Origin of the sequence: Pseudonocardia asaccharolytica DSM 44247 = NBRC 16224 (assembly GCF_000423625.1) — a bacterium.
Taxonomy (GTDB): domain Bacteria; phylum Actinomycetota; class Actinomycetes; order Mycobacteriales; family Pseudonocardiaceae; genus Pseudonocardia; species Pseudonocardia asaccharolytica.
The window spans coordinates 1-16,896 of record NZ_AUII01000008.1 but is presented as its reverse complement, the minus strand read 5'-3'; the positions used below and the strand labels follow the sequence as shown (position 1 = coordinate 16,896).

The window sequence follows — 16,896 nt, the reverse complement described above, 5'->3', positions numbered from 1 at the left end:
CGCGCCGGGCTGGTTCATGGGCCTCGGTGCTCTGACCCCAGACCCCCGCCCCGACAGCGCGCTGCCCATCTCCGCGACCGTTCGACGGCGACCAGCTCCCCCGACGACGCCGAGAAGTGCGCGAGCCAGCTGTCCGGTCTCTGCCGCCAAGTCGAGCGCGACCAAACCCTCGGCGATCGCTTCGAGCAGTTCCAGCCCTCAGGGATGGGCTCCGGGCCCTCGGCCCGCACTGACGCAGCGCCTCGGCCACGCGTCGCGTCGCTGGACGGTCGCCACGAGCTGTTCGTACTGCGTCACCGACATGCTTTCCGCCGGCCCTTGGCAATGCGCACCGAGACGCACCATCGCACCCCGCACCCCGCACCGTCCGGTGCGCCCCGGTGCGCATTGCAATCGTTCGGCAAGCACCCCTGCGGCCCCGATGCGTCCCGGTGCGCATTGCAAATGTTCGCCGAACACCCTCTACCCTGCGACAATGCCGAGCTACGCGGTTCTGCTGCGCGGAGTCAACGTCGGCGGCAAGACGATCGCCATGGCCGACCTGCGGGCGCTGCTGTCAGACCTGGGTTTCGACGCCGTCCGCACCCATCTGCGCAGCGGCAACGCGGTGTTCCGCACGGCCGACACCCCGCCCGGGGAGCTCGCCGCCCGGATCGAGACAGCACTCACCGAGCGGTTGGGAATGGACGTCCGGTGCCTGGTCCGCACCCGGGACGAAATGAACGCCGTCATCGCCGGTGACCCGCTGGCGGGCGTCGCCGACAACGGCTCCCGGAGGATGGCGCTGTTCCTGTCGGCCGACCCGGATCCCGCGCTCAAGGCCGCGCACGATCCGACCGCCCTCGACCCGGAGCGCATCCACCTCGGCCGCCGAGTGATCTACCAATGGTGCCCGGACGGATTCCTGCAGGCACCCGACGTCTCCGCGTTCGTGATGAAGCACTGGAAGCTCGTCGTCACCGGACGGAACTGGAACACCGTCACCAAGCTCGCCGCACTGCTGGATGCCGGCTGACCTGGCGGGTTCAGGTTTACTTCAGCGGCCTCTTGGCACCATGTAACGTGCCGACCGGACGATGGGGCCAGAAATGACCAGAAGCAGATCCGCTTGGACCACCAGGCCGACGGAGCTGCATGTCCTGGTGGCGCTGGCCGAGGCGGAGTCGTGGTACCGCCTTCGCGGCCTTGCCGAGCCGATGCCCATCGGGCTCCCATCCGCCACCCGGCGCGGCTGGCGGGAGCGTGGTCGGGTGGCGTTGGCCGTCGCCGGTGCCGTCGTCTGTGTGCTCGCAGTGGTGGTGGCCTACGTGCTCGTGGTCCGGCAGCTCTCTGACCTGCCGCTGTAGGACCCTGCCGCTGTAGGACGGCGCCGATCGCACCTTCGACCGACCGCCGATCATGCGGCAGGCCGTACCGCACCAGCGTGAGCCGACGTCGGGCCGGGCAGCATCAGATCCAGCACGATCGTGCGGCCATCACCGTCTCGTCCTCGACCACCAGCAGTCGCATCGATCCTCCCGAGACCCGCGCCTGCAGGCGCCCGATGTCTCCGCGTTCGTGATGAAGCACTGGAAGCTCGTCGTCACCGGACGGAACTGGAACACCGTCACCAAGGCCGGGTGAACAGCGGTCAGGTCCGTCCCTGCCCACCCAACGCGGCCCGCACCTCCTCGGGCCACGGCTCGGCGCGAGGCGAATCGGGCTGGGCAAACGCGATGGTCAGGCTTCCGGTGGCGGCGACGGTGTCCTCGCCGCGCACCGTGAAGTCGTAGCGGATCGACTTCTCCCCGAGCCGGGCGAGCACGAGCTCGACCTGGACGAGCTGGCCGAACCAGAGCCGGTTGCGGTAATCGACCTCGTAGCGCACCCGGGGGATGCGGCCGAAGAGCGCGGCCTGGCCGTGCCGGCGCAGCAGCTCGGCCTCGGCCGCCTCCACCCAGCGCAGCACGGCGCCGTGGTGGTGGTGGCCGGCCGCGTCGGTGTCGCACCACTCGACCGGGCGGCTGATCGTGACCCGAGGCCGGGTGTCCGCGGGCGCGGCGACGTCGGTCACGCGACCACCGCCTCGGCCGGGTCGGCCAGCGCGTAGGCCCCGCCGAGCAGCGCCCCGCCGCGCGGGGCCTCGGCCGGCAGGCCCAGTGCGCGCAGCATCCGGTGGGTGGTGGCCACGGCGGCGGAGAGCACCGGCTTGCCCAGGGCGTCCTGCACCTCGTCGAGGACGTCCAGCGAGGGCATCTGCACGCACGCCGACAGCACGACCGCGCTCGTGACCACGGGGGCCGGAGCGCCGTTGTCGGCGGTGCGGCCGTGCAGCCGCTGCTGGGCATTCCGGTGGTAGCCCGGTCCGGCGCTCATGATCGCCACCAGGCAGGCGTAGCCGAGCACGTCGACGCGGGCGTCGGACAGCTCCACCGCGCACCGGTCGGACTCGGCGTCCATCGCGGCGAGCTCCTCGGCGGTCACCCTGGTCATCCGCATCCGGGCCGAGTGGAAGGTGAACCGTTCCGGCAGGACCGTCTCCCGGGCCCGGAGCAACGCGGGGATCTCGGTCTCCATCGTGACGTTGGAGCTGGGCACGATCTGACCGATGCGGTAGGTGCGGGTCATCACGCGTCACCCCGCACGTCGACCACGGGGTTGCGCAGCGTGCCGATGCCCTCGATCCGCGCCTCGACGACGTCGCCGGGCCGCAGGAACTGCGGCGGGTTCTGCGCCGCCCCGACGCCCTGCGGGGAACCGGTGGCGATCACATCACCCGGCTCCAGGGTCATCCCGGAGGAGATGTCGGCGATCAGCTCGGCGACCGGGAACAACATGTGGGCGGTGTTGCCCTTCTGCTTGACCTCGCCGTTGACCCTCAGGCCGAGATCGAGCGCCTGCGGGTCGGGCACCTCGTCGGCGGTGCGGATCGCCGGGCCGAACGGGGCGTAGGAGTCCTGGCCCTTGGAGAAGAACCACTGGCCCGAACGGCGCTGGTCGCGCGCGGAGATGTCGTTGACGATCGAGTAGCCGAACACGTACTGCAACGCGTCCTCGCGGGAGACCCGCCGCGTGGTGCGGCCGATGACCACGGCCAGCTCGCACTCCCAGTCGAGCTGGGCGGTGAGGTTCCCGTCGTGCAGGATCGGCTCCTCGGGCCCGACGACGGCGGTGGCGGGCTTGCCGAACAGCACCGGACGAGTCGGGAGCTCCTTGGCCGTGTCGAGGGTGCGGTGGGACTCGTCGACGTGTTCGACGTAGTTGAGCCCGACTCCGACGATCTTGCCGGGGCGCAGCGGGGCGTGCAGGCGGACGGCATCGCGGGGCAGCACGGCGCCGTCGGCGTCGCGTAGGGCCGCGAGAGCCGCGGCGCCGCCCTCGACAAGCGACCGCAGATCGGGGACGTGCGCGGACAGGTCGCGCACACCGCCCTCGACGAGCGCGCCGGGCTTCGACGCGGACCCGTCGACGGAGAAGGTGACCAGCAGCATGGGTGCCTCTCAGCCGGCCTGGTGGCCGTCGTTGTCGGGGTAGGCCTCTTCCCGGTAGAAACCGAGCGAGTGCATGACAGGGAAGTCGGTGAACGAGAACAGGCAGGCGTCGCCCGAGGTGCTCGCGTTGGCGTGCTCGTGCCACGCCCAGGACGGGACGGCGAAGATGTCGCCCTCGGACCAGTCGAACCGGGTCCCGTTGATGATCGAGTAGCCGGTGCCCTTGGCCGCGGTGTAGATCTGCGAGCCGACCTGGCGGTGCGCGAGGGTGCGCTCGCCCGGGCGCAGCAGCTGCATGTGCGCACTCATCGTCGGCATCACCGAACCGCCGGTGAGCGGGTTGGAGTACTCCATGATGATGCCGTCGTAGGGCGACCCGTCGGTCGCCTTCGCGGCGTTGCACAGCGCCTCGTAGGTGGGCTCCCACGGGTAGGCCAGCAGCGGCGAGTGGTTCTTGCTCCAGGTGTCGCCGAACGGGCGCAGCTGCCCGGCCCCGTAGGTGAGCAGCGAGGAGTTCACCACCCCCTGCTGCTTCTGGTAGACGTCCGGATGGACCTCGTAGAACGGCGCGTCCAGGGCGTTGACCAGCGGGATGTCCAGCCCGTCCTGCCAGATCACCGGTCCCTCGGACTCGACGCCCTCGTTGCCGTGTTCGTGCCAGGCCCCGTTCGGGGTGATCGCGAAGTCGCGCGGGCCGACCTTGAGCTTCTGCCCGTCGACGATGGTCCAGGCGCCGCTGCCCTCCAGGACGAACCGCAGCGCGGCGGCCTGGTGGCGGTGCGCGGTCATCGACTCGCCGGGCGCCATGACCTGCAGGCCGGTGTAGAGCAGCCCGCAGGCGGCGCCGATGTCGCGCCGGTCCGGGTTGTAGAGGGCGACGACCCGCCGACCGGCGTCGTCGCCGTTGACCAGCCCGAGTGCCTCCAGCACCAGCGGGCGCAGATCCCGGTACCGCCAGTGCATGGGCCGCGACTGCGGCTGCGGATACCAGGGTTCGATCTTGTTCGCGATCGTCCACAGCGCACCGGTCTCCAACGCCTCCAGGCGCCGGTAGTACGCCTCGAGCTCCGCGGTGTCGCGGACGCGCGCACGCCCCAGGACGTCGTCGCTCAGGTCTCCTCGGATGGTCACGTCGCCTCCTCGTCTCAGGTCACCCCCCCAACATAGCGTCTTTTCTATCATCGCAACAGACACTACAGTTGCGAATATTCAACTTGCGTAAGAGATGAGGAATCATGCGGATCGCCGTCGTGGGCGGGGGGCCGGGGGGCCTCTACCTCGCCGCACTTGCCCGCCAGCTCGACCCGGCCCACGAGGTCGTGGTGTACGAGCGCAACGCGGTCGACGACACCTTCGGCTTCGGCGTCGTCTTCTCCGACGAGACGCTCGAGGGCATCGAGCAGGCCGATCCGGTCCTGTTCGCACGGGTATCCCGCCGGTTCGCCCGCTGGACCGACATCGACGTGCGCCACCGCGGCCGGACCATCACCTCCGGTGGGCACGGGTTCGCCGCGATCAACCGGGCGGTGCTGCTGGAGCTGCTGGCCGCGCGGTGCGCCGAGGGGGGCGTGGACCTGCGCTTCCGGACGACCGCGCCGCCGGTGGCGTCGCTGCGCGCGCAGTTCGACCTGGTGGTCGCCGCCGACGGCGCCCGGTCGGCGATCCGGGCCGAGCACGCCGACGTCTTCGGCCCCGACCTGGATGTGCGGCACGCGCGCTACATGTGGCTGGGCACCGACAAGGTGTTCGACGCCTTCACCTTCCTGGTCAGCGAGGCCCCGCACGGGGCGCTGGTGGTGCACGCCTACCCGTTCTCCGACGAGCGCAGCACATTCATCGTCGAGGCGGCCGAGGCGACCTGGCGGGGCCTGGGCTTCGACGCCGTCGACGCGGAGACGCTCCCACCCGGCGTCAGCGACGAGGCGAGCACCGCGCGACTGGCCGAGATCTTCCGCCAGGACCTCGGCGGCGCCGCGCTGATCGCCAACAACTCCAAGTGGATCCGGTTCACCACCGTCCGCAACCGCCGCTGGCACGACGGCAACCTCGTGCTGCTCGGCGACGCCGCGCACACGGCGCACTTCTCCATCGGCTCAGGCACCAAGCTCGCGATGGAGGACGCGCTGGCGCTGGCCGCCAACCTCAACGAGCACCCGGACGTCCCCGCGGCGCTGGCGGCCTACGAGGCCGAGCGCCGCCCGGTGGTGGAGAGCACCCAGCGCGCCGCGCAGGCCAGCCTCGAGTGGTTCGAGACCGTCGACCACGTCACCGGGCAGGCCTCGGAGCAGTTCACGTTCAGCCTGCTCACCCGCAGCCGCCGGGTCACCCACGACAACCTGGCGGTGCGCGACCCGGAGTACGCCGCGAGCGTCCGCCGGTGGTTCAGCGACGGGGTGCCCCCGCTGTTCCACCCGCTGCGCCTCGGCGGCACGACGCTGCGCAACCGCGTGGTCGCCGCCCCCGTCGCGACGCATTCGGCCCGCGACGGCGTGCCCGGCGACGCGGAGATGCTCTGGCTGTCGAGCGCCGCACAGGGCGGAGCCGGGCTCGTGCTCACCGGGATGACGGCGGTCGGCGCCAACGGCCGCGCCGACGCGGGCAGCAGCGGCCTCTACACCGACGCGCACGTCGCGGCCTGGCGGACGATCACCGACCGCATCCACACCGTGACCGGCGCGCTGGTCGGGGTGCAGCTGACCCACGCCGGCCGCCGCGGGCTCGTCCCGGTCGCACCGACGCCGGTGCCCTATCGCGCCGGTGATCCCGCGCCGGCCGCCCCCGACGAGGACGCGATCGCCGCCGCGTTCGTCGCGGCCGCCCGCCGCGCCGCCGACGCCGCGTTCGACGTGCTGGAGCTGCACGCCGGGCACGGGCACCTGCTCTCGACCTATCTGTCTCCGCTGACCAACCCTGGCGACCTCACCCACCGGCTGCGGTTCCCACTACGCGTGCTCGACGCCGTGCGCGCGGTGTGGGAGGGGCCGCTGCTGGTGCGCATCTCCGCGGTCGACTGGGCCCCGGGCGGCAACACGATCTCCGATGCGGTGCAGATCGCCCGCGCGCTGGCCGCGGCCGGCGCCGACGCGATCGACGTGTCCAGCGGCGAGGTCGTCGCCGAGGCCGAACCGGCCTACGGACGCAGCTACCAGACCCCGTTCGCGGAGCGGATCCGCCACGACGCCGGTATTGCGACCATCGCGGTCGGCGGCATCTCCACCGCCGACGACGCCACCTCGATCGTGCTCGCCGGGCGCGCCGACCTCGTCGCGGTCGGCCGGGCGATGCTGCACAACCCGGCCTGGACGCTGCACGCCGCGGCCGCCGCCGGCTGGGAGGGCCCGGGGGCGGAGTGGCCCGAGCACCTGCGCGCGGGCAGCGCTCCCCCACCGAGCGGGCGCCGCGTCCCGCCGCGGCTGTCGCTGACCATCCCGCAATCCGCGCCGGTGCACCGGCGCTGGCGCCCCACCCTCGTCACCAGCGGAAAGGCCTGACCATCATGCTCGATCTGCCCCGCTTCACCGCCGCGGCCGTGCAGGCCGCGCCCGCCTACCTCGACGCGGCCAAGACCGTCGCGAAGGCCACCGACCTCATCGCCGAGGCCGCCGGGCACGGGGCGGCGCTGGTGGCGTTCCCCGAGGCCTTCGTGCCCGGCTACCCGTACTGGAACTGGACGATGAACCCGGTCGCCGGCTCGCCGTGGTTCGAGCGGCTCTACCGCAGCGCGGTCGACGTGCCCGGGCCGGAGGTCGAGGCGCTGCGCGCCGCGGCCCGCCGGCACGGGGTCACCGTGGTGATCGGGGTGAACGAACGCGGCGCGCACAGCATGGGCGTGCTCTACAACACCATGCTGACGATCTCCTCGTCCGGCGAGCTGCTGGGCGTGCACCGCAAGCTCGTGCCGACCTGGGCGGAGAAGCTCACCTGGACCGGTGGTGACGGCAGCTCGCTGCGCGTGCACGACACCGAGCTGGGCCGGCTCGGCGTGCTGGCCTGCGGGGAGAACACCAACACCCTCGCCCGGTTCGCCCTGCTCGCGCAGGGCGAGCAGGTGCACGTCGCGGCCTATATCGCGCTGCCGGTCGCGCCGGAGGACTACGACATGGCCGACGCCATCGCCATCCGCACCGCCGCGCACGCGTTCGAGGGCAAGGTGTTCTCGGTGGTGTCCACCTCGGTGGTGTCACCGGAGATCGTCGACGCGGTGGCCGGCGACGACGCGGCGGTGCGCACCCAGCTCGCCCGCCCGCGCAACGCGCTGTCGGGGATCTTCGGCCCCGACGGGCGCCCGGTGGTCGAGCCGCTGGTGGACGACGAGGGGATCGTCTACGCCGAGATCGACCTCGCACGCTGCATCCAGCCCAAGCAGATGCACGACATCATCGGCCACTACAACCGCTTCGACGTGTTCTCCCTGCACCTGGACGCCACGCCGCGCACCCCGCTGGTCGTGACCGGGCGCGATGCCGAACTCCCGGCGCCGGCCGGGGAGCCCGCCGAGCCCGAGCCGCGGAGCTGAGCACGGACCTGTCCCCCAGTGCCCACGTCGACACGTTCTGCCGCGACCGCCTGCCCCCGGCCGACCAGTGGCCGCAGCTGGTGTTCGAGCTGCCCGAGCTGCGGTATCCGGACCGGCTCAACGCCGCCACGGCGCTGTGCTACTGCGCGGGCCCAACACGCCGTGGCTCGCCGCCTGCTGGCTCGCCGTCTTCAAGGCCGGCGCGGTCGCGACCATGCCGCTGCTGCGCCGCCACGAACTCGACAAGATCGCCGATCAGGCCTGACCCACCGTCGCGCTGTGCGACGAGCACCTCCTCGACGAGCTGCCCCCGGGCTGCCGGTCGTGTCCTACGGGGCCGTGCTGGACGCGCGCTGCGCGGCGTGCGGCGGGCCGTATCGGCGGGCGAGGCCCTGCCCGCGTCGGTTGCCGAGCAATACCGCGACGTCGTCGGGCACGCCCTCATCGACGGCATCGGCGGCACCGAGATGCTGCACGTGTTCATCTCCGCCGCCGACACCGACGCCCGGCCCGGGGCGACCGGGCGGGTGGTACCAGGATTCCACGCCGTCGTGCTCGACCTCGACGGTTGCGAAGTCCCCGACGGCACGCCAGGCCTGCTCGCCGTATGCGGGCCGACCGGCTGCCGCTATCTCGACGACCCGCGCCAGACCGAGTACGTGCGACACGGCTGGAACATGACCGTCCGGGTGGACACCGCCGACGTCGACGCGGCGTGCGAGCAGGTCGCGCGCTCCTACTGCCCGCACGAGCTGTTTCGCCCGCGCGAGCCACGGGGCTTCCACGTCCGGCACGAGGAGGGCGGCGGGGCCGAGCTGGCGGTGTTCGCGCTGGCCTACGGATCGGACCGGGTATGGGTGCTGCCGGTGCCGTTCGCGGACAAGCTGGACCTGTCCCGCTTCTATGCCCTCGAACTGCCCAAGAGCTACATCAACGCCACCGAGGACACCGCGTTGCCGCCCGGTGAGTGGGGCCCGCACCCGCGGATGTCGAGTCGGCTCGGGCTGTACCGGCTCGTGCAGCTGCCGGGAAGCCACGAGGTGATGTTCACCGCCCCGGAGCGGCTCGCCGACGCCATCGTCGCGGCCGGTCGGGACTGACGGGCGCGCCGGCGGACGCCGTGGCATCTGATCGCGGTCAATCCACGGCCGGGACGCCGGCCGCGGGACCGAGCACCGCGTCGGCGTAGCGGGCCGCCGGCTCGGCCAGCCGGTCGGACAGATCCGCGAACAGCTGCTCGGCACGCTGCCCGTTCCAGCCCGCCGGCAGCAGCTCCAGCGGCAGCCCGGGGTCGGCGTAGGGCAGTCGGCGCCACGCGGTGAGCATCTCCACGTAGTCGGTGAAGGCGCGCGCCTCGGTCCCGGGTTCGGTCGCCCAGCGCCGCGCGACGGGGCCGAAGCGGTCGAGGAACTCCGCGTAGAGCCGCTGCAGACCCTCCAGGTCCCACCAGGCGCGCACGAGCTTCACGGGGTCGCCGCCGGCGACGTGCCGGCCGGCGAACATCTGGGTGAAGGCCGTCAGCCCGAGGCGGTCCAGCGTCCTCCGCGCGGCCGGCTCCAGATGCCGGGGTGCGATCCACGTGCCCGGTGACACCGTGCCGAAACCCAGCCGGGTCAGCGTCGAGCGCAGCTGGTAGCGCTTCGCCCGCTCGGCGTCGGGCACGGAGAACACGACGAGCAGCCAGCCCTCGTCGACCTCGGCGCGACGATGGCCGAAGATGCGCACGTCGCCCTCGGCGAGGATGCCGCGCGCGGCGTCCGAGAGGACATACCCCGCCGCCTCGCCCCGGCGCTGCGCGATGAGCAGGCCGCGCCGCTTGAGCCGATGGGTGGCCGACCGCGCGGCCTGCACGTTCGCCCCGATCTCGCCCAGCAGCCGGACGACGCCGGCGATGGGCAGCCAGCCGTCGTGACGGCGGGCGTAGAGGCCGTAGACGGTGAGGATCAGCCGGCCGGGCTGCGCGGCGGCGCCCGGCCCGTCCTGGTCCTCGTCGGCGATCACGTCCTCACTCTAGGGCGTCCACATTCTGGGGCGAGGTCAGCGCCGTGACAGCACCCGGCGCAGCCGCTCGCCGCGGGCGGGTGCGAGCAACCGGCCCGCGACCAGGTGTCCGGACGCACCGCCCAGCCCCGGGCCGGGGTGGGTGGACGCGCCGATGTGCCACAACCGCGGCACCGGCGTCGCGTGACCGGGCGAGGCCGCCAGCGGGCGCCACAGGAAGTTCTGGTCCAGCTCGGCCGAGCCGCCGTACGGGTCCCCGGCGAGCGCGTTGGGGTTGTACTCGGCCAGCTCGCGCGGAGTGATCACGTCCAGGCCCACGACGAGCTCGCGCAGGCCCGGCGCGTGCGCGGCGACTCTGTCGAGCACGCGCTCGGCGTAGCCCGTGGCCAACGCGGCGTCCCAGCCGCGGGAGGTGTCGAGCTCTCCGGCGGCGTCGCCGACGGGCGCGAACGGCACCTCCTGCAGCTGCAGCCACAGCGCCGCCGCCCCCGGGGGGACGCGGGAGGGATCGAGCACGTGCTGCTGGCCGACGACGACGGTGGGCGACCGCGGGAGCAGCCCGGCCTCGGCCTCGGCGCAGGCGATCGCGGTGGAAGCCGACCCGTCGGACACGTGGATCAGCGGCACCGCGGCCAGCGCGGGATCGCGCCATGGCACCGGCCCGGACAGCGCCACGTGCACCTGCATCGCCGCCCGGCCCGGCCGGAAGCGCGCCGCCTCGTCGCGCACCGGCGCCGGAGCGGCCGCGGGCGGGAGCAGCTCCCCGTACAGGGCGGGCGGGGTGACCGACGCCAGCACCGCCCGCTCGGCGGCGAGGCTCCAGCCCTCCCCCGCCACCCCGGCGGCCGCGCCGTCGCGCAGCGTGATCCGCTCGACCCGTCGACCGGTGTTCACCCGCACGCCCAGCTCATCCAGCAGCCGCTCCCAGGCCCCGACGAAGTTCCCCGCGCCGCCCACGACCACAGGCAGCCCCGCGGCGTGCAACGTCGCGGCGAAGATCGGCACCATCAGTCCCCCGGAGGCGCTGTCGGGCGCGAGCCCGGCGTGCAGCAGCCACGGCGCCCACAAGCGGTCCACCTCCGGCCCGCGGAAATGCGCGCGCAGCCAGGCCCGCCCGGACGTGGCGACGTCGCGGGCGTAGGTCTCCAGCCCGGCGCGGCCGCCGGTGCGGGCCAGGCCCCACAGCGGCGCGAGCACGTCGCGCGACCGCAGCTCGGCGCCCAGCAGGCCCCCGATCTGGGCGGCGTGCGCGCCGAACCGGGCCAGCGCGGCGCGGTAGGCGTCGCGGTCGGCGGGTTCGGCGAAACCCGCGACGGTCGCCTCGACGTCGCGGTGCGCGAGGGTCACGGTGCCGTCGCGCGACACCGTGGCCGTCAACAGGCCGTCGGAGTTGGCGTACTCCAGGCCGTGGCGGTGCAGGTCGGGCCCGAACTCGGCGTAGGCGGGGCCGGTGACGAACAGCGGGTGCCACGAGGACCAGGTGTCGTGCACGTATCCGGGTGTCGTGCGCTCCGCGGAGTCGATGAACCCGCCGATCCGCTCGTGCGCCTCGACCAGCGCGACCGACCATCCGGCCTTCGCCAGCCGTGCGGCGGCGGCCATCCCGTTGATCCCGGCGCCGACGACGACCGCGTCGACGGTGTCCGCGGCCGGGCCGGTCACCGCTCGACCAGCGCGAGCACCCGGGTGGGGCTGCCCGAGCCCGAGACGATGGGCAGCGGGCAGACGATGAGCAGGGCGCCGGTGGGCGGCAGCAGGCCGACGTTGCGCAGGCTGGTCAGGCCCCACTTGCCGGCGCCCAGCAGGAAGTGGTGGCAGGGGAAGGGCGGTTCGAAGCCCATCGCGGCGCCCGCGTCGATGCCCACGGTCTCGACCCCGAGCCCGGTCAGCGGGGACTGTTCGGCCAGCCACCGGGCGCACTCGGGGGAGATCCCCGGGGTGTGCGGCCCGTTGGCGTCGGCGTTGGCGAACGCGGTGGGGTCACCGCCGCGGGCGTCCCATCCGGTGCGGTAGAGCAGCCAGCCGCCGGCGGGCAGCGGCCCGTGCTCGGCCTCCCAGGTACGGAGGTGCTCGACCTCCAGCACGAAGTCGGGGTCCTTCTCGGCCTCCGCGGTCATGTCGATCACCGCCGCGGCGGAGACCAGCGTGCTCATCGGCGCCTGCGACACGTCCAGGCCGTCGCGGCCGGTGATCCAGTGGACCGGCGCGTCGAGGTGCGTGCCGGTGTGCTCGCCGGTGTGGATGTCGTTCCAGTACCAGCCCGGACCGCGGTCGTCGAAGCGGGACAGCTGCTCCAGCCGGAACCGGCTGGTGTTCGCGAACGGCTCGGGCAGCTGCAGGATCGGCGTGGAGGCCTGCAGGGGCGTGGTCAGGTCAATGACCTCGACCGCGCCGGAGCGGGCCGCGTCCAGCACGGCGCCGAGCACGGAGGTGCGGGGGACGGTCATGGTGGCTCCTTGAGGGTTCGTGGGTCGGGAATCGGATCCCGGCCGGGGCGGGGCCGGGCCGGTGCCGACAACAGCAGGCGGACAAGTCCGCTCAAGGGCATCACGCCAGTCAGACCACGGGTCACACCCGCTGCTGTCACCACCAGCCCACCATCACCGGGCCGGCTTGACCATCCTCACAGTCAGCCCAGGCCCGCCTCCGCCAGCCGGGCGCGCAGGGTGGCGCCGTCCTCGTCGGCCAGCGCCGCCGCGCGCAGCCCGGCCAGCGTTGCGGCCGCGCCCGGGGTGCCGGCCAGCGCCCGCGCGGCCCGCAGCAACGCGGCAAAGCTGTCGTTGCCGTGCGCGTAGGTGGCGCCGTAGCCCTTCAACACACCCTGGCAGCGCAGGATCTCGCAGGCCAGGTCGGGCTCGGCGGCGGCCGCCACATCCAGCCACTGCTCGATCGCGGCCTGCTCGCGCCCGAACCGCAGCGAGCGGGGCCGCAGCGGCCGCGCGCGGGCCATCGTCGTCAGCAGCGAGTAGCCGACGATCGAGCTGGTGTTGAGGATCATGCCCTGGCCGGTGGCGGCGCGCACGAGCCGCTGGAACGGCCGCGAGCGGCGCAGGGCGGCGCCCAGCCGGGTCGGCAGGGTGTCGGTGATCTCGTCGATCTGTGGGTGCAGGAACTCCCGGACCGCGACGAGCTGGTCGGGTTCGGCACCCGCCTCGGTCCGGATGCGGGCCATCCGCGCCGCCCGGACCTTCTGGTGGGCCACCTGGATGGTGTCCTGGTAGCACATCCACAGCCCGACATGCCGGGCCGCCTCCGTGGTCAGGGCCGCGGTGCCGTCGGGGTCGGGATCGCGCCCGGCGATCCGCGCGACCCGCTGCAGGTACCGCTCGGCGTAGCCGAGGTCCTGGTAGAGCGCGGTGCGCACCAGCCCGTACAGGGCCATGGAGCGGGCCGCGCCGGGCAGCTCGCCCACCCGCCGGGCGAGCGGGCGCAGCGCCGGACCCACCAGCGCCGCGGGGTCGGCGGCGGCGATCCGGCTGCGGCGCGCCTCCTGTTCGGCCTTGCGTTCCTCGGCGGTGCGCGGCCGCGGCCCGATCGCGATGTCCACCACCGCCTGCTGGGAGTTGCGCGGCGTCGGGGGTGGCTGTTCGGCGGCGGCCGCATACCCGCCGGCGAAGGCGCGCAGCGACGGCTCCACGGCCTTGCCGAACGCGCGGATCTGCGCCTCGAACCGCTCCCGATCGAACGGGAGCACCCCGGCCCCGGCCAGCGCGCCGAACAGCGCCGCGCTGATCACGCTGCGCGCCTGCGCGGCGATGTCCGCGAAGTCCGCCGCGACCAGCCGCCGCGAACCGCGTCGCGCCCCGTCGAGCAGCGCCGCGGAATCGGTCCGGCCGTCGCCCGGGGCCATCTTCTCGTCGATGGCGTAGACGCGGTGGGTGGAGGCGATCAGCGTGGTCCGGTCCGGGGTGGCGAACCCGCGCTGGACCGCCCGGCCGGCCTCCATCAGCTCGGAGGCGATGACCACGTCCACCTCACCCGGGGTGGGGAACAGGCTCAGCACAGGTTCGGGCCGGCCCTGGTCGGCGGGCCCGCCGGCCGGGCCGTCGTCGGGTCCGGCGGGCGGGAACAGCTCCACGTAGTAGACGGTCGCCCCGGTGCGCTGGGCCACCCCCGCGACCGAGGTGCTCTGGGCGCGGTGGCCCGCGCGCTCGGCGAGCGCCACGACCCAGTCGGCGAGCACGCCGCCGCCCTCCCCGCCCATCGCGAGGATCGCCAGGGTCAGCGGGCGCCGCCCGGAGTACCAGGACGGCCCGGCCGAGGCGGAGCCGGTCAGCGAGCGAGTCATGCGGCCACCTCGACGCGGGCGGGCTCGACTCCTGCGGTCTGAGCCCCTGGGGGCTCGAAGCGTGCGGCGCGGCGCTCGAGGCCGCGGCCAGCGACCCCGATCCACCAGGACCGGGCCTTCGCCAGGAACCGGTCGCGGCGGGTGGGGTTGTGCACGACGTCGGTGCGGTAGAACGACGGGCACAGCACGGCGGCATGCGCGTTGGCCCCGCAAACGCCGCAGCCCACGCAGCTGTCGGTCACGGTCGCGATGGGATCGGTGCGCATCGGATCGGGGTTGTCGGTGATCGTCAACGACGGGCAACCGGAGATGCGGATGCAGGCGTGGTCCCCGGTGCAGGTCTCGGGATCGACCCCGAACCGCTCGCGGACCACCCGCTTGCCCTCCTTGATCGCCTTGGCCCGCTCGGGGTTGACCCGGCGCTGCCGGTTGAGCTGGCACTCGCTCTGCATCACCAGCACCTTCGGGCCGGTCGCCTCGTCGGTCAGCGCCTGCACGAAGGCGTCCCGGACTCCCGCGACGTCGCAGGTGTCGTCGATGGTGCGCGCCCACTCGACGCCGACCCCGCGGACCGCGGTCTCGATGGGATGCCGGGTCGACCGCGTCGGGCTCGCCGCGCGCGAGGACGGGACGTCCTGGCCACCGGTGGCGGCGGCATAGTCGTTGTCCACCACGACCAGCAGCTGGTCGCTGCGGTTGAACACCGCGTTGCCGACCCCGCTGGTCAGGCCGTTGTGCCAGAACCCGCCGTCCCCCATGACCGCGATCGTGCGCCGCTGCGAATCCGGCGAGCTCAACGCGGCCGCACCGGCGGAGCCGAGCCCGTAGCCCATCGTCGTCGCCCCCAGGTCGAACGGGGCGTTGATCGCGAACAGGTGGCAGCCGATGTCGGCGCTGACGTGGTGGCGGCCGGTCTGCCGCTCGGCCAGCTTCAGACCGCTGAAGATCGGCCGCTCCGGGCAGCCGGTGCACAGCCCGGGCGGGCGCGGCCGCACCACGCCCGGCTCCACCGCCGTGGCGAACGGGCTGTGGGTGTCGTCGGTGTCGCGCAGCAGCGCGGGCTCGCCGGTGACCGCGTCGGGCAGATACCGGCGCAGGAAGGTGTGCAGACCCCGGGTGACGGCCTGGGAGGTGTACTCCCCCCCCCCGGCGGGGAGCATGTCCTTGCCGTGCAGGGCGGTGGGCATGTCCGCGCGGCGCAGGATGGCGTTGAGGTTCTGCTCGAGGTAGTCGGGCTGGCCCTCCTCGACCATCAGGACCGCGCGCTTGTCCCGGCAAAACTCGAGGATCTCGGAGTCGACCACGGGGTAGGTCACGTTCATGACATACAGCGGGACCCGGGTGCGGCCGAACGGGTCCGAGCAGCCCAGCAGCTCCAGCGAGCGGTTGAGCGTGTTGTACAGGCCGCCCTGCACGATGATCCCGACGTCGGCCCGCCCGTTACCGAACACCTCGTTGAGCCCACGTTCGGTGATGAACCGGACCGCGGCCGGCCAGCGGTGCTGCAGCTTCTCCCGCTCGTGCCGGAACGAGGCCGGCGGCAGCACGATCCGGTCCACGTCGCGCACCGGCCGTGCGGCGGCCTCGGCCACGGTCAGCGGCGGGCGCCGGTTGTCGGTGGCCACGAACGAGCCGTGCAGGTGACACGAGCGCAGCCGCAGCTCCAAAAACACCGGGGTGTTGCTCGCCTCGGACAGCTCGAAGCCGGCCTGGACGGCCTCGACGATCGCGGTCAGGTTCGGGCGCGGGTCCAGCAGCCACATCTGCGACTTCATCGCGAACGCGTGCGAGCGCTCCTGCATGATGGACGAGCCCTCGCCGTAGTCCTCCCCGAGGATGACCAGCGCGCCGCCGGTGACCCCGCCGCTGGACAGGTTCGCCAGCGCGTCGGAGGCGACGTTGGTGCCCACCGGCGACTTCCAGGTCACCGCCCCGCGCAGCGGCTGGTGCACCGAGGCGGCCAGCATCGCGGCGGCGGTGGCCTCCGAGGCGCTGTTCTCGAAGTAGACCCCGAGCTCGTCGAGGATCTCGCGGGCGTCGCCGAGCACGTCCATCAGGTGCGAGATCGGCGCGCCCTGATAGCCGCCCACGTAGGCGACGCCGGACTGCAGCAACGCCTTCGTGACCGCGAGGATCCCCTCCACGTGCAGCGTCGTGCCTGCCCCGTGCCGCAGCTTTCCGACCTCAGCGGCAAACGACCGTTCGGCCATGCATGCTCCCAGCGGTACTCGGACGTTCTCGGGCGCGGCGGCGCTGCCCGACTGCGTTGCGACGCTAGTGTCTTGCGCCTGAAATTCGTTGATGATGTCTAGTATGGGCGTCGTGGCACGCACGGGACGGCCGGTGGCCGCGGTGACCTTGACCGACGACGAACGGGCGACTCTGGTGCGCTGGTCGCGGCGGGCGAAGTCGTCGCAGGCGCTGGCGCTGCGATCGCGCATCGTGTTGGCCTGCGCGGACGGTGGGTCCAATCAGGACGTGGCCGCCGATCTCGGGGTGTGGCCGCAGACGGTGGGCAAGTGGCGGCGCCGCTTCGTGGAGGCGCGCCTGGACGGCCTGTCCGACGAGCCGCGGCCCGGTGCTCCGCGCACGGTCACCGACGAGCAGGTCGAAGCGGTCGT

16 protein-coding genes are annotated in these 16,896 nt (G+C 73.2%); 7 read left to right on the top strand and 9 right to left on the bottom strand.

The features are described from left to right. The first annotated feature begins 475 nt into the window (after window positions 1-475). Together G567_RS0111105 and G567_RS0111100 are read left to right on the top strand one after the other, a co-directional pair. A complete protein-coding gene (locus G567_RS0111105) occupies window positions 476-1,015 on the top strand; it encodes a DUF1697 domain-containing protein (RefSeq protein ID WP_028930048.1) in 540 nt (179 codons plus the stop codon). A gap of 73 nt (window positions 1,016-1,088) precedes the next feature. Beyond that, complete coding sequence (locus tag G567_RS0111100; RefSeq protein WP_028930047.1) at window positions 1,089-1,346, top strand: hypothetical protein; 258 nt, start codon at window positions 1,089-1,091, stop codon at window positions 1,344-1,346. Between the two features lie 284 nt (window positions 1,347-1,630). Here the strand turns inward: G567_RS0111100 and G567_RS0111090 are convergent, their stop codons facing one another. From G567_RS0111090 to G567_RS0111075, 4 genes are read right to left on the bottom strand one after another with little or no spacing between them, the layout of a single operon-like run. Next, on the bottom strand, window positions 1,631-2,053 hold the full coding sequence (locus G567_RS0111090) for an acyl-CoA thioesterase (RefSeq protein WP_051232782.1): 423 nt from the start codon (window positions 2,051-2,053) through the stop codon (window positions 1,631-1,633). Further along, complete coding sequence (locus tag G567_RS28155) at window positions 2,050-2,607, bottom strand: maleate cis-trans isomerase family protein (protein ID WP_037056825.1); 558 nt, start codon at window positions 2,605-2,607, stop codon at window positions 2,050-2,052. The genes G567_RS0111090 and G567_RS28155 overlap by 4 nt, the downstream gene beginning before the upstream one ends. Continuing rightward, the gene (locus G567_RS0111080) at window positions 2,607-3,470 is read right to left on the bottom strand and encodes a fumarylacetoacetate hydrolase family protein (RefSeq protein WP_028930045.1); all 864 of its coding nucleotides are present in this window, start codon (window positions 3,468-3,470) and stop codon (window positions 2,607-2,609) included. Before G567_RS0111080 ends, G567_RS28155 begins: the two co-directional genes overlap by 1 nt. Window positions 3,471-3,479: 9 nt before the next feature. Further along, window positions 3,480-4,601, bottom strand: a complete 1,122-nt coding sequence (locus G567_RS0111075; protein ID WP_028930044.1) for a cupin domain-containing protein — start codon at window positions 4,599-4,601, stop codon at window positions 3,480-3,482. Window positions 4,602-4,705: 104 nt separating this feature from the next. On the opposite strand from G567_RS0111075, the gene G567_RS0111070 reads away from it, so the two are divergent. The 4 genes from G567_RS0111070 to G567_RS36630 all read left to right on the top strand — a co-directional run bounded on the left by G567_RS0111070 (window position 4,706) and on the right by G567_RS36630 (window position 9,086). Further along, the gene (locus G567_RS0111070) at window positions 4,706-6,961 is read left to right on the top strand and encodes an oxidoreductase (RefSeq protein WP_028930043.1); all 2,256 of its coding nucleotides are present in this window, start codon (window positions 4,706-4,708) and stop codon (window positions 6,959-6,961) included. Window positions 6,962-6,966: 5 nt separating this feature from the next. Continuing rightward, a complete protein-coding gene (locus tag G567_RS0111065; protein WP_028930042.1) occupies window positions 6,967-7,986 on the top strand; it encodes a carbon-nitrogen hydrolase family protein in 1,020 nt (339 codons plus the stop codon). Window positions 7,987-8,122: 136 nt separating this feature from the next. Beyond that, the gene (locus G567_RS36635; RefSeq protein WP_261763816.1) at window positions 8,123-8,251 is read left to right on the top strand and encodes a hypothetical protein; all 129 of its coding nucleotides are present in this window, start codon (window positions 8,123-8,125) and stop codon (window positions 8,249-8,251) included. A gap of 97 nt (window positions 8,252-8,348) precedes the next feature. Further along, window positions 8,349-9,086 (top strand): AMP-binding protein, encoded by a 738-nt coding sequence (locus tag G567_RS36630; RefSeq protein ID WP_028930041.1) that lies wholly within the window; start codon window positions 8,349-8,351, stop codon window positions 9,084-9,086. Window positions 9,087-9,123: 37 nt separating this feature from the next. Here the strand turns inward: G567_RS36630 and G567_RS0111050 are convergent, their stop codons facing one another. The 5 genes from G567_RS0111050 to G567_RS28140 all read right to left on the bottom strand — a co-directional run bounded on the left by G567_RS0111050 (window position 9,124) and on the right by G567_RS28140 (window position 16,485). Continuing rightward, complete coding sequence (locus tag G567_RS0111050) at window positions 9,124-9,987, bottom strand: PaaX family transcriptional regulator (RefSeq protein ID WP_307724120.1); 864 nt, start codon at window positions 9,985-9,987, stop codon at window positions 9,124-9,126. Between the two features lie 36 nt (window positions 9,988-10,023). Continuing rightward, window positions 10,024-11,649, bottom strand: a complete 1,626-nt coding sequence (locus G567_RS28145) for a phytoene desaturase family protein (protein WP_037056822.1) — start codon at window positions 11,647-11,649, stop codon at window positions 10,024-10,026. Next, window positions 11,646-12,434 (bottom strand): cyclase family protein, encoded by a 789-nt coding sequence (locus tag G567_RS0111040; protein ID WP_028930039.1) that lies wholly within the window; start codon window positions 12,432-12,434, stop codon window positions 11,646-11,648. Before G567_RS0111040 ends, G567_RS28145 begins: the two co-directional genes overlap by 4 nt. Before the next feature lie 182 nt (window positions 12,435-12,616). Then, on the bottom strand, window positions 12,617-14,275 hold the full coding sequence (locus G567_RS0111035; protein WP_084796053.1) for an indolepyruvate oxidoreductase subunit beta family protein: 1,659 nt from the start codon (window positions 14,273-14,275) through the stop codon (window positions 12,617-12,619). After that, entirely contained in the window at window positions 14,272-16,485 is a 2,214-nt protein-coding gene (locus tag G567_RS28140; RefSeq protein WP_051232781.1) for a thiamine pyrophosphate-dependent enzyme, read from the bottom strand. The genes G567_RS0111035 and G567_RS28140 overlap by 4 nt, the downstream gene beginning before the upstream one ends. Before the next feature lie 112 nt (window positions 16,486-16,597). Between G567_RS28140 and G567_RS28135 the strand changes: the two genes are divergently transcribed. After that, window positions 16,598-16,896, top strand: a 299-nt coding sequence (locus G567_RS28135) for a helix-turn-helix domain-containing protein (RefSeq protein WP_154667141.1), incomplete at its 3' end; no start/stop codon positions are given.

Bases quoted from the DNA above. Each gene is read 5' to 3' on its own strand.
- G567_RS0111105 (WP_028930048.1), top strand. From the start codon at position 476: ATGCCGAGCTACGCGGTTCTGCTGCGCGGAGTCAACGTCGGCGGCAAG.
- G567_RS0111080 (WP_028930045.1), bottom strand. From the start codon at position 3,470: ATGCTGCTGGTCACCTTCTCCGTCGACGGGTCCGCGTCGAAGCCCGGC.
- G567_RS0111035 (WP_084796053.1), bottom strand. From the start codon at position 14,275: ATGACTCGCTCGCTGACCGGCTCCGCCTCGGCCGGGCCGTCCTGGTAC.
- G567_RS0111070 (WP_028930043.1), top strand. From the start codon at position 4,706: ATGCGGATCGCCGTCGTGGGCGGGGGGCCGGGGGGCCTCTACCTCGCC.
- G567_RS28155 (WP_037056825.1), bottom strand. From the start codon at position 2,607: ATGACCCGCACCTACCGCATCGGTCAGATCGTGCCCAGCTCCAACGTC.
- G567_RS0111065 (WP_028930042.1), top strand. From the start codon at position 6,967: ATGCTCGATCTGCCCCGCTTCACCGCCGCGGCCGTGCAGGCCGCGCCC.
- G567_RS28140 (WP_051232781.1), bottom strand. From the start codon at position 16,485: ATGGCCGAACGGTCGTTTGCCGCTGAGGTCGGAAAGCTGCGGCACGGG.
- G567_RS0111040 (WP_028930039.1), bottom strand. From the start codon at position 12,434: ATGACCGTCCCCCGCACCTCCGTGCTCGGCGCCGTGCTGGACGCGGCC.
- G567_RS0111100 (WP_028930047.1), top strand. From the start codon at position 1,089: ATGACCAGAAGCAGATCCGCTTGGACCACCAGGCCGACGGAGCTGCAT.